Here is a 14,876-nt window from a genome sequence, read left to right on the forward strand (position 1 = left end):
GACGGTGAAGGTGGTGGGGGAAGGGGGGCTTTGGGAGGGGGCGGGGAGGCCTGGGCATGAAGGAGACGAGGTTGGGGGTGGGGATGGCCGCCAGGAGATTGAGGGTGAGGGTGGTTCTGGGTTTGGGGGAACGGGGGGTGAGTTCGGCTCTGGGCTTGGGGTGGCGGGGGTCGAGGTTGGCTCTGGGGGTCGGGGAGCGGGAGCCGAGTTCGGCTCTGGGGGTCGGGGAGGGGCAGACGAGGCTGGTCGTCGGGGGCGGGGAGCGGGGGCCGAGTTCGGCTCTGGAGGTCGGGGAGGGGGAGGCGAGGTTGGCTCTGGGGGTCGGGGAGCGGTTGACGAGGCTGGTCGTCGGGGTCGGGCAGCGGAAGCTGAGCCTGTCTCTGGAGGTGGGCGAGCGGAAGCCGCGGCTGGTGTCGGCGGTGGGGGAGCGGGGGTTGAGGTTGGCCCCGGGGGTGGAGGGCCGGGAGGCGAGGCCGGCCGCGGAGGTCAGGAGGCTGGGGCTGGCGTCGCGAGTGGGGGAGCGGCGGCCGGAGTCGGTCCTGGAGGGCGGAAGACGGACGTCGACGCTGGTCTTGGGCGTGGGGGAGTGGAGGTTGGAGCGGGTCCTGGGGGTTGGGGAGCGGATGTAGAGGCTGGCTCGCGGATTTGGGGAGAGCAGGCTGAGGCTGGTGCTGGGGGACGGGGAGAGAAGTTCGAGGCTGGTCCTGGTCCTGGGGGAGTGGAGGCTGGAGCTGGTTCTAGGGGGAGGGGACCGGAAGTCGAGGCCGGCCCGGGGACTTGGGGAGAGCAGGTTGAGGCTGGCCCTGGGGGACGGGAGGAGGAGCTCGAGGCTGGTCCTGGCCCTCTCCCTGGTCCTGGGCGTGGGGGAGTGGAGGTTGGAGCTGGTTCTGGAGGAGACGAGCCGGAAATCGAGGCCGGCCCGGGGATCGGGGGAGCCCTGGCTGAGGCCGGCCCCGGGGGACAGGCGGAGGAGTTCGCGGCTGGCGTCAGGCGTGGAGACGCCAGGGGCGACGTCGGTCCTGGGGACCGTGAGGCTGAGGTCGGTGTCGGGCGCGGAGGCGCTGAGGCTGACGCCGGCCGCGTGGGCCGGGAAGGCGAGGCCGTGCCCAGCCCTTGGCTCCCGGGAAGGGACGTCGAGGCCGCACCAGAGGGCGACGGGACGGGAGCGGCCGTAAGTTCCCAGCACCGGGACACCCGGGATGAGGTGGAAGCGTCAGGACAGGACGCCGGCTCCGGGGCGCGTGAGCCCGAGGCCGGGTGGGCAGGGCGTACTGCCGGGCACCAGGAGCCGAGCTGGGGCCAGCAGTTGGAGCCAGGCCCCGGGAAGGCGTGGGTTCCTGGAGCGGCGGGGGCGCCAGAGCAAGGGCCCGGACACGGGGCTCCCTCCGGGGCCGAGCGTCGGGGCGGTGCTGCGGACGGGGTACTCCACGAGGGCACGCCGCAGGACGGACCAACGCCGGATCCCGGGCGTCCGCGTGGACCGGAACCCGTAGGCGGCACCGGCCCAGACTCGGTTCGCGGCACCGGCCCAGACTCGGTTCGCGGCACCGGCCCAGACTCGGTTCGCGGCACCGGCCCAGACCCCGTACGCCACCCTGAGTCCAGTCCCCACCCCGGCCCGTCAGTCACGCCTGACCAGACAACGACGGCACTCCACGCGCCCGACCAGACGCAGACGCCGACGCCGACGCCAGAGCGGACACACACCTCAGTACACGCGCTCCACCCACCCCACGGCCAGGTTCCCGAACCTCAGCCACCGCATGGGCGCGAGCCCGGCGCCACCCCCGCACTCACACCCGAGCCCCACCCCAAGTCCGAGCCCCCAACGGAATCCCCCACCCCCCTCTACCTGGAGACCCCCCAAGTCCCCACGCCACCCGACCCCCGTCAACCGGACGACGTTCACGACGCCATACCGCCACAAGCCTCACCACCGACCAAAGGCATACGAACCGAAAACGCACGAACCGAAAACGCACGAACCGAAAACGCACGAACCGAAAACGCACGAACCGAAAACGCCCCCCGCCCACACCCCACGCCAACTCCCGTCTCCCAAGCCACGTCGGAGGCCCGCCCGGAGGCCCGTACACCCACACCGCCCGGCAACTCCGGAGCATCCGCCCCCCACCGCCCCGGCGTCTCCCTGGTCCGCTCCGAAGCGGTGACCGAGCAGCGCCCCCTGCCCACAGGCGCCCACCCGCAGGGCGTCATGCCACCCGGCGAGCTCCCCGGCCCCGCGGTCCCGGTGGGGCAACCCCGGCGAGGCCGCCGCCGTACAGGGAAAGTCGCCGCAGCCGGAATCGTCGCCGCGGGCGCCGCCGTGGCGGTCGTCCTGGCGATCAACCCGGGCGCGCCCGAGGACGATCACGCCGGCTCCGCGCCGGCACCGTCACCGTCGTCCTCCTCCGCGCCCTCGTCCGCCTCCCCCACGGTCGAAGGCACGGCGAGGCCGCAAAGCCTCCCGCCGGGATCCCGCAGGGAGGCGGGCGGCTTCGCATGGGTGCCGCCCGAGGACTGGCGGAGGGACGTCCAGACCGGGTCGGAGGTGCACTACACCTCCCCGGACGCCCAACAGGAACTCGCCGCCAAGTCCTCCCTGGCCCGCGACGACCTGATGGACTCCTGGCAGAAGTCGGAGGAGAACGCCCAGCAAGGACAGCAGTACCGCAAGATCCGCCTGGAACGGACGACGTTCCGCGGGCACCCGGCGGTCGTCTGGGAGTACACCTTCACGCTCCAGGGCGACCCCTGGCACGCCCGGCTCCTGGGCTTCACGGTGGAAGGCAGGTCGTACCAGATCAACACGTGGTACCGGCCGGAGAGGGAGACGGAGGCGCTGAAGACCTACGAGAAGGTGAGAGACACCTTCACGGTCCTGTAGGCAAAGCCAGCCGGGACAAGCCGAGACAAAGCCAAGGGGCCTCCGGAACGCGCAAGCGTCACCGAAGGCCCCTCGAACTCCAAGCCGTGCTTGGCCGTGCTCAGCCAGGCTCACCCGGAGTCAGTGGCCGAGGTCAGCAACCTCAGCCGGTCTTGACCTCATCCCGCGGCGCATCCGAAACGGCAGCCGCAGCCCCGTCCGCCACCGCACGCCCCCGGCCGACCTTCTCCTTCACGAAGGCCACGATCAGCACCGCCGCCGCCACCAGCAGCGACAGCAGCACGGTCTTCCGGCCGTCATGCTCGGTGTCGGTCAGCATGTAGCCCAGCACGAACACGATCAGCGCGGCCGTGGCCCAGGTCAGATACGGGTACAGCCACATCCGCACGACCAGCTTCTCCGGCGCCTCGGCCTGGATGATCTTCCGCATGCGCAGCTGCGAGAAGCAGATCACCAGCCACACGAACAGCGCGACCGCACCGGAGGAGTTGACGAGGAAGAGGAAGACGGAGTCCGGGAACTTGTAGTTGAAGAAGACGGCGACGAAGCCGAACACCACGGACACGAGGATCGCCGTACGCGGCACACCCCGGCCGGTCGTCCGCGCGAACGACTTCGGCGCGTCCCCGCGCTGGCCGAGCGAGAAGGCCATACGGGAGGCGGTGTAGAGACCGGAGTTGAGACAGGACAGCACCGAGGTCAGCACGATGAAGTTCATGATCTGACCGGCGTGCGGGATACCGAGGGAGTCGAGAGCGGCGACGTACGAGCCGTCGTCGGCGATCGACTTGCTGTCCCAGGGCAGCAGGGCCACCACGACGAGGATCGAACCGAGGTAGAAGACGGCGACACGCCAGATGATGCTGTTGGTGGCCTTGGTGACCGCCCGCTGCGGGTTCTCGGACTCACCGGCGGCCAGCGTCGCGATCTCGCTGCCCATGAAGGAGAAGACGACGAGCAGCACACCGGTGAGGATCGCGCCGGCACCGTTGGGCAGGAAGCCGCCGTGGTCGGTGAGGTTGCTCAGTCCGGCCTGCGAGCTGTCGACGCCCGGCAGCAGCCCGAAGACGGCGAGCCCGCCGATGACGATGAACGCGGCGATCGCCACGACCTTGATCCCGGCGAACCAGAACTCGAACTCACCGTAGGAGCCGACGGAGACCAGGTTGGTGGCGGTGAGCACCACCATCACGATCAGCGCCCAGCCCCACTGCGGAACGGCCGGTATCCACCCCTCGAGGATCTCCGCACCGGCGGTCGCCTCGACCGCCAGCACGACCACCCAGAAGAACCAGTACAGCCAGCCGATGGAGAAGCCGGCCCAGGGCCCCAGCGCCCGGTCGGCGTGGGCGGAGAACGATCCGGACGTCGGGTTGGCCGCGGACATCTCGCCGAGCATCCGCATCACCAGCACCACGAGCGTGCCGACGAGGGCGTACGACAGGAGGATGCCGGGTCCGGCGGTGGCGATACCGGAACTGGACCCGACGAAGAGTCCGGCACCGATGACGCCACCGATGGCGATCATGGAGAGATGACGGTTCTTGAGTCCGGCCTGGAGGCCATGGCCGCCGACGGCCGGCTCGGCCGTCTTCTTACTCGGCTGCGAAGTCATGGAGCGGATTTCCTTTGAGCCGTGGGGAGCGGTTCTCGTACGCGTCGTAGAGGAGCGGCGTACGAGTCGGACCAGTGAATCGGAGGAGAACGGATTCGGGAACCTTTGATTCGGGATTGTTACTTGAGGTTTTCTTGAGCTTCCATGGAATGCGTCACAGTAAACGCGATCGACACCCGGCGCTGCTGCCCCGAAACAGCCGTGTCACACTCGTTCCATGCGCGTGTATCTCGGCTCCGACCATGCGGGCTTCGAACTCAAGAACCACCTCGTCGACTGGCTGAAGGCGGCGGGTCACGACCCGGTCGACTGCGGTCCCCACATCTACGACGCCCAGGACGACTACCCGCCCTTCTGCCTCCGCGCGGCGGAGAAGACGGCCGCGGACCCCGACGCCCTCGGCATCGTCATCGGCGGCTCGGGCAACGGCGAGCAGATCGCCGCCAACAAGGTGAAGGGCGTCCGCGCGGCCCTCGCCTGGAGCGAGGAGACGGCGTCCCTCGGTCGCCAGCACAACAACGCCAACGTCGTAGCGGTCGGTGCCCGCATGCACACGCAGGACGAGGCCACCAAGTTCGTCGAGACGTTCCTCAACACCCCGTACTCCGGTGACGAGCGTCACACCCGCCGCATCACCATGCTGGCCACATACGAAACCACCGGCGACCTCCCCCCGATCCCCCCGCACCACCCCCAGCAGTAGCAAGCACCACGGGGACTCTGTCCCAGGCGCCCCCACCTGGTCCGGCGTTCGAGGACGAGCCACCACCGTCCCCAGCCCCACCCGCCCGCAGGCGCATGTTCAGCCTGTCCGGCGTTCGAGGACGAGCCACCGTCGTCCCGAGCCCTCACCCGCCCGGAGGGGCATTTTCAGCCCGTCCGGCGTTTGAGGGGCGAGCTACCGCTGTCCCTAGCCCCCGCCCGCCCGGAGGGGCATGTTCAGCCCGTCCGGCGTTTGAGGACGAGGCCCGAAGGGCCGACAGCGGGGTCGAAGGGGCGCAGCCCCTTCAAGGGATGGGACGGGTAGGGGCGGCGGGGGCGAAAAACCCTGGCGCCCCCACCCCCACACGACCAAGGAGCCACCGTGCCCGAGGGCCACACCATCCACCGCCTGGCCCTCGACTACGCCACAGCGTTCCGCGGCACGAAACCCCACGTCACCAGCCCCCAGGGCAAGTTCTCCGACGCCACCGCCCTACTCGACCACGCCGAACTCACCCACACCGAAGCCCACGGCAAACACCTCTTCCTAGGCTTCCGAGGCACCGACTGGATCCACATCCACCTCGGCCTCTTCGGCAAGGTCACCTTCGGCTCCACCCCCGCACCCCCACCCACGGACACCGTCCGCCTCCGCCTCACGAACAGCACCGCATACGTGGACCTCCGCGGCCCCACCACCTGCACCCTCATCACCACCCCCGAGAAGCAGGCGATACACGACCGCCTCGGCCCCGACCCCCTCCGCGCCGACGCCGACCCCCACCAGGCCTACCGCCGCGTCTCCCGCAGCCGCACGACGATCGCCGCCCTGCTCATGGACCAGAAGGTCATCGCGGGCGTCGGCAACGTCTACCGCGCCGAGGTCCTCTTCCGTCACCGCATCGACCCCTACCGCGCGGGCAAGGACATCACCCCCGCCCAGTGGGACGCGATCTGGTCGGACCTGGTGGCGCTGATGCGTGAGGGCGTCCGCAACAACCGCATCGACACCGTCCGCCCGGAGCACACCCCGGAGGCGATGGGCCGCCCACCGCGCGTCGACGACCACGGCGGCGAGGTCTACGTCTACCGAAGGGCCACCCTGCCCTGCCATATCTGCGGCGGCGAGATCCGCACCGCCGACCTCGCCGCCCGCAACCTCTTCTGGTGCCCGAACTGCCAGACCCCGTAGGGACGTTGCCGAAGCCGCCCCGGGTCCGGCCTCAGAACCCGTGCGGCAGCCACGGCGCCACGGCCGAGCCGAATCCCACCGAGGCCTCCGCCAGCGCCCCCTGCCGCAACTCCCGCACCCGCCCGGCCGCCCCCAGCGCCTCCAGGCCCACGCCGCCGAGATACGCCGCCCCCAACTCCCGTACGGACAGGGAGAGATCGGCCGCGTCGGTCGTACGCTCGCAGGACGCGCCCTTGGGATCCCCGGACAGCCGCCAACGCCCGGAGTTCCAGGGGCAGAAGGCGTCCTCGACCTCCAGCACCACATCGACCGGCGCCTGATAGGTCCGCGCCTCCAGCGCGGCCCCGAGGTCCACCAGCCGTACGTGCAGGGAGTCCCGCAACCGCAGCGCACACCGCCGGATGTCGGACACCTGGTACTGCCAGGCCTCGTCCACCGGACGCCCGTACATCTGCAGCGTGGACGTGAGGTCGATGTCGAACAGGAACCGCCACAGCGCGGCCTGCGCCGCCGGGTCCAGGGCCTCGGTGTCCCGCAGCTGGACGACGCCCTTCGGCCCGGCGGGGTCCCAGTCCGGCTTGACCCGGAAGCGCGCGTACCCCACGACCTCGCCGTCCCGCTCCGCCAGCACGCACTGCAACGGCGACGCGCCCTCCCGGTCGCTCTCCGGGTCGAGCAGCCTGAGCCGCTCCCAGCCGGGCGTGCGTACGAGCATCCCCGGCCGTCCGGGGACCTTGCGCGCGTACACGGCCTCGCAGACGTCGAGGACGTCGGCCGCGACGGCGTAGCGCAGACGTACGTCATCGGTGCCGGGCGGCACGGACAGCCGGACGCGGGTCGTGTCGATCTCGGAGTTCACATGGAAGGTGCCGACGCCGTACCCGAACCGGCCGTAGATCTCCGGCTCGGAGGCGGTGAGCACGGCCAGCGGCCAGCCCCACGCGTGTACGTCGTCGAGCTGGCGGCGCATCATCGACGTCAGGACGCCGCGCCGGCGGTGCGTCGCGGCGACGCTGACCATGGTGACCCCGGCGGCGGGCACGGCGGCCCCGCCGGGCACGGTCAGCCGGAAGCTGAAGGCACCGGCCGTGCCCACACAGGCGTCCCCGTCCCAGGCGCCGAGGGAACGGTCGAGTTCGGTGAGGGAGCTCCACAACTCCCGCTCCTCGGCCGCCTCCGGGACCCCGCCGAAGCCGCGGATCAGCGTGTCGTACCAGTTGTCCCACTCGTCCCGCCGCAGCACGCGCAGCTCGGGGTGGCTCGCACTGTCATTCGCCATGAACCATGCCTACCAGGGCATTGCGGGACGAGCGAGGGAATTTCTCGTTGGCGACTACGAGGTGGCTTTCCGTGAAGTTCACTGTGAAGTTGAACCTCGGACGGGGGACAAGTGGGACCTCCCGTGCCAAGCAGCTGGTCCGATGGATAGGGTCCCGAACTAATGGCAGCAGGACGAGAGCGGCGCACGGCGGCCGAGACGTTCACGGCCCGGTTGAAGATGCAGTGGCACCGGGCCCGCGTCGGCGTGCGCAGAAGCGCGGTGGACTACTTCCGCGGCGACGGCTCCGACTGGATCGCCCTGGCCGGCCTGCTGCTGACCGTCCCCCTGATCTGCGCCGTGACGATGGCCAACCCGGTCTGGTTCTCCCCGGCCGCACTGGTCCTCCCCATCGTCGCGGGCGGCCTGCTGCTGCGCCCGGCGAGCCTGCTGGGCCTGTACGCGGCGGCGGCGACGGCACTGATCGTGGAGTCGGTGCAGTTGGGCCCGTACACGGAGGGCCCCTCCCGGGTAACCCCGGGCGTGGTCCTCGTCGTGGCGGCCTGCGGCTTCTTCGGCCTGCTGATCGCGCAGTTCCGCAGCCGCGTGGGCGTGCCCTGGCGGCGCGGCGGCACGATGCTCTTCGACCTGCGCGAACGCATCCGCGTCCAGAGCAAGCTGCCCGGCCTGCCGCACGGCTGGCACCGCGAGATGGCGCTGCGCCCGGCGGGCGGCCAGTCCTTCTCGGGCGACTTCGTGGTCGCGGCCCGCACGAACGGCGGCCGCACGCTGGAGGTCGTCCTCACGGACGTGTCGGGCAAGGGCATGGACGCGGGCTCGCGCGCCCTGCTCCTCTCCGGAGCCTTCGGCGGCCTCCTCGGCAGCCTGCCCCCGCACGCCTTCCTCCCCGCGGCCAACGGCTACCTCCTCCGCCAGGACTGGGACGAGGGCTTCGCCACCTCGATCCACCTGGTCCTTGACCTGGACTCGGGCGACTACGAGCTCTACTCCGCGGGCCACCCGCCGGGCCTGCAGCTCAGCGCGGGCAGCGGCCGCTGGGAGGAAAAGGCCGCCGAGGGCCCCCTGCTCGGTGTCTACGACGGCGCCCAGTTCGACCCCGTCAAGGGCTCACTGCGCCCCGGAGACGTCCTGATGCTCTTCACCGACGGCCTCGTCGAGACCTCCGACCGCGACATCGTCGAGGGCATAGACCGCCTCACCGGCGAAGCCGACCGCTACGTGGCCGGCGGCTTCCACGGCGCCGCCTGGCACCTCATCGAAGCAGTCGCCAAGGACGTCAACGACGACAGAGCCCTCCTACTCATCTGCCGAGAGGGCCCCACATCCCAAACACCCCCAAACTGACCTCCACTTCCAGTCCATCGGCGTTCGAGGACGAGGCACAGCCGTCCCGATCCCCCACCCATGCGCGGGGGCACGCCGCCCCAGGCCTTTCAGCCCGTCCGGCGTTCGAGCACGAGGCGCAGCCGTCCTGAACCCTCACTCACCCGCGGGCACGCACCGCCCCAGGCATCTTCAGCCCGTCCGGCGTTGAGGACGAGGAACAGCCGTCCCGATCCCCACCCACCCGCAGGGGCACACTGCCCCAGGCCCGTTCAGCCTGTCCGGCGTTAGAGGACGAGTCTTTGCCGTCCCGAACCCCCACCCACCCGCGGGGGCTACGCAGGCCCAGGCACCCCAGCCCGTCCCGCGTTCGAGGACGAGGAACAGCCGTCCCGATCCCAGACCCACCCGTAGGGGCACACTGCCCCAGGCCCGTTCAGCCTGTCCGGCGTTGGAGGACGAGTCTTTGCCGTCCCGATCCCCCACCCACCCGCGGGGGCTACGCAGGCCCAGGCACCCCAGCCCGTCCGGCGTTTGAGGACGAGGCCCGGAGGGCCGATGGCGGGGTCTGGGGCGGCAGCCCCAGTGGGGTCGAAGGGGCGGAGCCCCTGGGGATGGGACGGGTAGGGGCGGCGGGGGCGAGGGCACACTGGACCGGTGACCGACACCGAGCCCCCAGCCCCACTGCCCCTGACCGCCGTAGAAACCATCGCCCGCACCGCCCACGCCCACCAGACCGACAAGGCCGGCCACCCGTACACCGAGCACCTCCGCGCCGTAGCGGAAGGCGTACGCACCCGCGGAGGCGACCCCGCCCAGATCGCCGCAGCCTGGCTCCACGACGCGATAGAAGACGACGCCCTCACCGACCAGTGGCTGGAAGAGGCCCCCCTCAGCCCCCGCACGAAGGCGATCGTCCGCGCCGTCACCAAGCACCCGGGCGAACCCCTCGAGGCCTACGCCACCCGCATCCTCACCACCCCGGGCGCCCTCCTCGTGAAGGAGGCGGACCTGGCCCACAACACCGACCCGTCCCGCCTCGCCGCCCTCGACGAACCCACCCGAAAACGACTGACCGAGAAGTACGCACGGATGCGCGCACTTCTCGGCCTGACCGGAGACTGACTCTCCGCGATCCAAGATCTTCAGATGTGCGGGAACGGCGCAGGGATCAGGCGCTGACCTTCTCCCGAGCGCCCGCACCTTCCCGCTTCTCACGCTCCCGAGCCAGTTCCGCCGCGTCCCGCTTGAACGCCCACTCCATCTTGGGCTCCATGGCGAACCGGAACACCCGCTGCACCGGGGAAGTGCACAGCAGCGTCACACCGACGGCCGCGACGACGGAGACGAAGATCTCGCCCAGCGGCCGGTGCAGCCAGGCGTGCTCGAACCACCCCTGGTAGTCGCCGGCCTTCACGAAGAACCCGTGCAGCAGATAGCCGTACAGCGTCCCCGCACCCAGCGCCGTGAACCACATGTGCCGCCGCGGCACCCACGCGAAGAAGCAGGCAGTCAGCAGCAGCGAGCAGCCGAACATCGCCAGCACCATGACGGGCCCGGCCCACCACGGCGCACCGAGCTCCTGCGCGGCGTCACGGTGGTAGAACCACGCGGTGTTCATCCGCGGCACGGCCCACCAGCCGAAGCCCAGCGCCACCGCGAACACGGGCACGGACAGGATCCGCACCGTACGCGTACGCACCATGTGGAAGTGCTCGGGCTTCATGACCAGACCCAGCACGAAGTACGGCAGGAACTGCAGCACCCGCTGGAGATCGAGGTCGTCACCGATCTCCGGGGTGACGGTCGCCGCCATGGCGACACCGAGCGCGAGCGGCAGCGGCCAGCGCACCATCTTCCAGATGGGGGTGGTCATCCGCCAGATGAACAGCGCGCACAGGAACCAGGTCAGGTACCACGGGTCCAGGAGGCTGATCTCCTGGCTCGGGTCCTCGGCGATCCAGCGCTTGAAGAGCGGGTAGGCCGTCTCGAAGACGATGTACGGCACCGCGACGCCGGTGATCAGGCGCTTCAGCCGACTGGGGGTCGCGTCGAAACTGCGCGAGAAGAAGCCGGAGATGATGATGAACGCCGGCATGTGGAAGGTGTACACGACGGTGTACACGGCCTCCAGGATCCGGCTGTCACCCTTGATGGGCTCCCAGCTGTGTCCTATGGCGACGAGCACGATCGCCAGGTACTTGGCGTTGTCGAAGAACGCGTCGCGCTGCTTGGCACCGCCGGACGCGGATTTCTTCTCCGCCTGAGCCTGCTGGGTGTGCTGGTTCTGCGGCGAGCGTGGACTGGGCACTCCGTCCGCCGACGACTCTGCCGGGGGGAGTGGCGCTCTGTTGTGGCCGTGCGGTCGCAGCGAGTTGTTCACAGACCCTCCCGCCGGAAGCCGGGGGAGTCGATCGAGGCCCTCGCTGCGCATGCGGGGGACGAGGCAGCATGGAACATCTGAGGCACCCTAGCGTTGCCTGTGGGATTTCGTAAAACCCGCGAGGTCATTCCCGGTTATTGCGCGCGACCTCGCGTGTACAGCGAACATGCACCAGGAGGACACCTGTTGGACACCCGTCTTGTCCGGATTCATCCGGACTAAGGGGTGCATATGGCCAGGAGCTAACCCCGATGGAATGATCAACTCACCCGTAATTCGAAATACCCGCGAACATGTTGTGTGTCGATGGAAACGAACCCGCCGAATTCCCTTCGCGGGTGTCCGTCCGAAATCCTGTACGGGCGTGACGGGAGAGGTGGTCGCGCCCGCCGGGCCCGCACAGATCCGGCACAGCTGTGGCGAACGAAACGTCACGTGCCGCATAGCGGGGCCCGGTTGGTGGCACGATGGTTCTGGCGGGGGTGCGCGGGGTCGCGTCCCCGGGCCGGGAGAGCGGACCGACCGAGGGTGTGATCTGTTGTGGCCATTTCGCTGTCAGTGGTGCTGCTGTTGGCGATCATCTTGGTGGTGTTGATCCGTGGCGGATCACTGAAGGCCGGTCCCGCCGTCGTCGCCGTGCTGTTCGGCTTCTTCCTCGCCTCGACGGGCATGGCCGACGACATCCAGAGATTCCTCAACTCGATAGCCGAGACCATCAACTCCATCCAGTTCTAGGTACCGTTCCGGGTCCGTGGGGCGACCCGGAACGGTACGGATACCCTCGTTCGAGATCGTCGAACGGTCCGGAACGGGGGGAACGTACGGATGGCGCTGCGCGAGGCGGACCCGGCGGAGGTGGGGGGCTACCGGATCGAGGACCGCCTCGGCTCCGGTGGCATGGGTGTGGTCTACCTCGCCCGCTCGGCCTCCGGCCGCCGCCTGGCCGTCAAGGTCGTGCACGCGCAGTACGCCGACGACGACGAGTTCCGCACCCGGTTCCGCCGCGAGGTGGCAGCCGCCCGCCAGGTCAGCGGCGCCTTCACCGCCCCCGTCGTGGACGCGGACGCCGACGCGCCGCGCCCCTGGATGGCCACGCTCTACATCCCCGGCGAGGACCTCGGCATCCACGTCCGCCGCCACGGCCCCCTGCCCCTGCCGCAGTTGCGCGAGCTCGCCGCCGGCCTGGCCGAGGCCCTGCGGGACATCCACCGCGCCGGCATGGTCCACCGCGATCTGAAACCGGCCAATGTGATGCTCGCCGAGGACGGCCCCCGCGTCATCGACTTCGGCATCTCCCGCGCTGCCGAGTTCGGGCCCTCCGACGTCCTCACCCAGACCGGCCGCGTCATGGGCACCCCGCCCTACATGTCCCCGGAGCAGTTCTCCTCCCCGCAGGACGTGGGCCCGGCCGCCGACGTCTTCTCCCTCGGCTCGGTCCTCGCGTACGCCGCCACCGGACGCGGCCCGTTCGACAGCCCGAGCCCGTACGAAACGGCCATCCGGGTCGTCGAGGGCGCCCCCGAACTCGACGGCACTCCGTCCGAGTTGCTCCCTTTCATCCGCCTATGCCTGGAAAAGCACCCCAAGTCCCGCGCCACTCCGGACGCCCTGCTGACCCTGCTGCGCGACGGCGCCCTCCCCGACCCGAGCCCCGCGGACGAGCCCACGACCGCGGTGGGCCTCGCTCGTCCGCGCCCCCGCCGCCGCGGACGCCTCTGGCCGGCCGCCGCGGCCGGAGCCGTGGTCCTCGCGGCCCTCGCCACCACGACGGTCGCCCTCACCGGCGACGACGGCGACCCGGGCGATCTGCCCCTCGGCTGGCAGGCCTGGCACAACAAGTCGAAGGACCCGAGCGTCGACAAGGACTCGGTCGGCGCCGACGCCCCGTTCACCCGCTGCGCCGCCACCGGCCGCTCCCTCGTCTGCGCCGGCGACGACGTCATGGCGACCCGCTTCGCCCTCGCCGACGGCCGCAACACCTGGGCCCGGCCGATCGACGAGACCGCCGACGACAACGGCAGCAGCAACCTGGGCACGATCATCGCCGCGCGCGGCGGCCGCGTGTACGTCTACGGCGCCGACGACCGGCCAGTCTCCGGAGACGCGTTCACCACCAACCACTACACCGTCCAGGCGCTCGACGCCGAGACCGGCGAGGTGATCTGGAAGACGGCCACGGGCGACGGCGACGAGGCCACGGAACCCAACGCCGAGCAGGGCTTCTCCACCGCCGTACCCGAGGGCGTCATCACCGCCTACGGCTCGAAGGGCCAGTACTACGCCCTGCTCGACGCCACCGACGGCAAGGTCCGCTGGAAGCGTCCGATGCCCAGCCCCGCCACCCAGACGTGCCTGCTGCGCGCCGCCGCCCGGAACGCGTACCTGGTGTGCCAGACGTGGGGCGAGGAGGACAGCGCCTCCAGCACGAGCGTCGCGCAGCTGGACCCGGCCACCGGCCGGCCCCGCTGGACCGTGCGCGTCAAGGGAGAGAAGGACGTCGTCGGACAGGCCGACGGCCGCCTGGTGGTGCTCGACACGACCGGCGTGCGCCGCACCCTCACCCTGATCCACGCCACCTCGCACGTCATGACGACCGTACGGCTGTCACAGCCCCAGCCCGAGGGCACCACCCCCACCCTCCTGGGCGACCGGCTCTACGTCACCTCGCCCAGCGGCAGCGTCCGCGCCCTCGCCCCCGACAGCGGACGCCAGCTCTGGGAGAGCAACTCCACCGTGGAGTCACCGGGCGTGCCCCTCGCCACCGCGTCCCACCTCTACCTGGCGTCCCCGAGCGGCCGCCTGGCGGCCCTGAACGTGCGCACCGGCGCCGTGGAGGCCACCCTCCAGGGACGCGACGACGGCGGCACCCCCGACTTCACCAGCGTGGGAGCTCCCCCGACCCTCGTCGGCGACGCCCTCTACGTCCCGTACGGCATCCGCTCCGTCTACACGGTCGACGTCCGCACCCTGCGCGCCGACTGAACCGGCCCCGGAAACGATCAGGGCCAGGTCGGGGGACGAACCCTCTGACCTGGCCCTGAGCCGTATGGAGCGGGCGACGGGAATCGAACCCGCGTAGCTAGTTTGGAAGACTAGGGCTCTACCATTGAGCTACGCCCGCACAGGACGCGCCGCAGGTCAGGTGACCGCGGCACAGAAGGCATCGTAGCGGGTCGGCACCCCTCACCGCACACCCCGTAAATGCGGCGGCCGCACTGTCCGCGGGCATGTACCCTACGTGTCGCACCAGCACGGGGTGTGGCGCAGCTTGGTAGCGCGTCCGCTTTGGGAGCGGAAGGCCGTGGGTTCAAATCCCGCCACCCCGACCACCGACCGGTCCGCACCGGTCATCCGCGCGGTCACCTCGCTTGATCCCCTTTGGGGCGTTGAGCCGCTGCGGTTACTATGCAAGCTGCGCGCCCGTGTGTCTCATCCACAGGAACCTCTGGAAGTCCTCCGGGCGACGAAATCCGCCGGACCAGTCTGGCCCCGGCA

The 14,876-nt window shown here is 70.4% G+C and carries 11 protein-coding genes and 2 tRNA genes; 9 read left to right on the plus strand and 4 right to left on the minus strand.

What is annotated here, in order from left to right; genetic code table 11:
• Positions 1-56 precede the first annotated feature (56 nt).
• Together ACFZBP_RS16555 and ACFZBP_RS16560 are read left to right on the plus strand one after the other, a co-directional pair.
• A complete protein-coding gene (locus ACFZBP_RS16555; protein ID WP_391414138.1) occupies positions 57-629 on the plus strand; it encodes a hypothetical protein in 573 nt (190 codons plus the stop codon).
• Positions 630-2,167: 1,538 nt separating this feature from the next.
• The gene (locus tag ACFZBP_RS16560) at positions 2,168-2,887 is read left to right on the plus strand and encodes a hypothetical protein (protein ID WP_391414140.1); all 720 of its coding nucleotides are present in this window, start codon (positions 2,168-2,170) and stop codon (positions 2,885-2,887) included.
• Between the two features lie 142 nt (positions 2,888-3,029).
• Here the strand turns inward: ACFZBP_RS16560 and ACFZBP_RS16565 are convergent, their stop codons facing one another.
• Positions 3,030-4,502, minus strand: coding sequence for an amino acid permease (locus tag ACFZBP_RS16565; RefSeq protein WP_391413709.1), 1,473 nt, complete (start codon positions 4,500-4,502; stop codon positions 3,030-3,032).
• A 217-nt stretch (positions 4,503-4,719) separates the two neighbouring features.
• Here ACFZBP_RS16565 and ACFZBP_RS16570 point away from each other — a divergent pair, with 217 nt between their 5' ends.
• Entirely contained in the window at positions 4,720-5,205 is a 486-nt protein-coding gene (locus ACFZBP_RS16570) for a ribose-5-phosphate isomerase (protein WP_383451220.1), read from the plus strand.
• Positions 5,206-5,586: 381 nt separating this feature from the next.
• A complete protein-coding gene (locus ACFZBP_RS16575; RefSeq protein ID WP_391413711.1) occupies positions 5,587-6,396 on the plus strand; it encodes a DNA-formamidopyrimidine glycosylase family protein in 810 nt (269 codons plus the stop codon).
• A 31-nt stretch (positions 6,397-6,427) separates the two neighbouring features.
• Here the strand turns inward: ACFZBP_RS16575 and ACFZBP_RS16580 are convergent, their stop codons facing one another.
• Positions 6,428-7,675: a GNAT family N-acetyltransferase gene (locus tag ACFZBP_RS16580; protein WP_391413713.1), complete on the minus strand. Its 1,248-nt coding sequence runs from the start codon at positions 7,673-7,675 to the stop codon at positions 6,428-6,430.
• Between the two features lie 162 nt (positions 7,676-7,837).
• Here ACFZBP_RS16580 and ACFZBP_RS16585 point away from each other — a divergent pair, with 162 nt between their 5' ends.
• Together ACFZBP_RS16585 and ACFZBP_RS16590 are read left to right on the plus strand one after the other, a co-directional pair.
• A complete protein-coding gene (locus tag ACFZBP_RS16585) occupies positions 7,838-9,019 on the plus strand; it encodes a PP2C family protein-serine/threonine phosphatase (RefSeq protein WP_383451211.1) in 1,182 nt (393 codons plus the stop codon).
• A 636-nt stretch (positions 9,020-9,655) separates the two neighbouring features.
• On the plus strand, positions 9,656-10,123 hold the full coding sequence (locus ACFZBP_RS16590; protein WP_391413716.1) for an HD domain-containing protein: 468 nt from the start codon (positions 9,656-9,658) through the stop codon (positions 10,121-10,123).
• Between the two features lie 46 nt (positions 10,124-10,169).
• Here ACFZBP_RS16590 and ACFZBP_RS16595 read toward each other — a convergent pair whose 3' ends face one another.
• A complete protein-coding gene (locus ACFZBP_RS16595; protein ID WP_383451206.1) occupies positions 10,170-11,381 on the minus strand; it encodes an acyltransferase family protein in 1,212 nt (403 codons plus the stop codon).
• A gap of 540 nt (positions 11,382-11,921) precedes the next feature.
• Here ACFZBP_RS16595 and ACFZBP_RS16600 point away from each other — a divergent pair.
• Positions 11,922-12,116, plus strand: coding sequence for a hypothetical protein (locus tag ACFZBP_RS16600; RefSeq protein ID WP_030044846.1), 195 nt, complete (start codon positions 11,922-11,924; stop codon positions 12,114-12,116).
• 90 nt (positions 12,117-12,206) lie between these two features.
• Positions 12,207-14,363, plus strand: a complete 2,157-nt coding sequence (locus ACFZBP_RS16605; RefSeq protein ID WP_391413718.1) for a PQQ-binding-like beta-propeller repeat protein — start codon at positions 12,207-12,209, stop codon at positions 14,361-14,363.
• A gap of 65 nt (positions 14,364-14,428) precedes the next feature.
• Here ACFZBP_RS16605 and ACFZBP_RS16610 read toward each other — a convergent pair.
• A tRNA-Gly gene (locus ACFZBP_RS16610) sits at positions 14,429-14,502 on the minus strand.
• Positions 14,503-14,633: 131 nt separating this feature from the next.
• Here ACFZBP_RS16610 and ACFZBP_RS16615 point away from each other — a divergent pair.
• Positions 14,634-14,710, plus strand: a tRNA-Pro gene (locus tag ACFZBP_RS16615).
• Positions 14,711-14,876 lie beyond the last annotated feature (166 nt).

It is taken from the genome of Streptomyces sp. NPDC008086, from assembly GCF_042957325.1.
GTDB lineage: Bacteria > Actinomycetota > Actinomycetes > Streptomycetales > Streptomycetaceae > Streptomyces.

Coding starts and splice junctions, on each gene's coding strand:
- ACFZBP_RS16580 (WP_391413713.1), bottom strand. CDS start 7,675: ATGGCGAATGACAGTGCGAGCCACCCCGAGCTGCGCGTGCTGCGGCGG.
- ACFZBP_RS16565 (WP_391413709.1), bottom strand. CDS start 4,502: ATGACTTCGCAGCCGAGTAAGAAGACGGCCGAGCCGGCCGTCGGCGGC.
- ACFZBP_RS16555 (WP_391414138.1), top strand. CDS start 57: ATGAAGGAGACGAGGTTGGGGGTGGGGATGGCCGCCAGGAGATTGAGG.
- ACFZBP_RS16585 (WP_383451211.1), top strand. CDS start 7,838: ATGGCAGCAGGACGAGAGCGGCGCACGGCGGCCGAGACGTTCACGGCC.
- ACFZBP_RS16605 (WP_391413718.1), top strand. CDS start 12,207: ATGGCGCTGCGCGAGGCGGACCCGGCGGAGGTGGGGGGCTACCGGATC.
- ACFZBP_RS16570 (WP_383451220.1), top strand. CDS start 4,720: ATGCGCGTGTATCTCGGCTCCGACCATGCGGGCTTCGAACTCAAGAAC.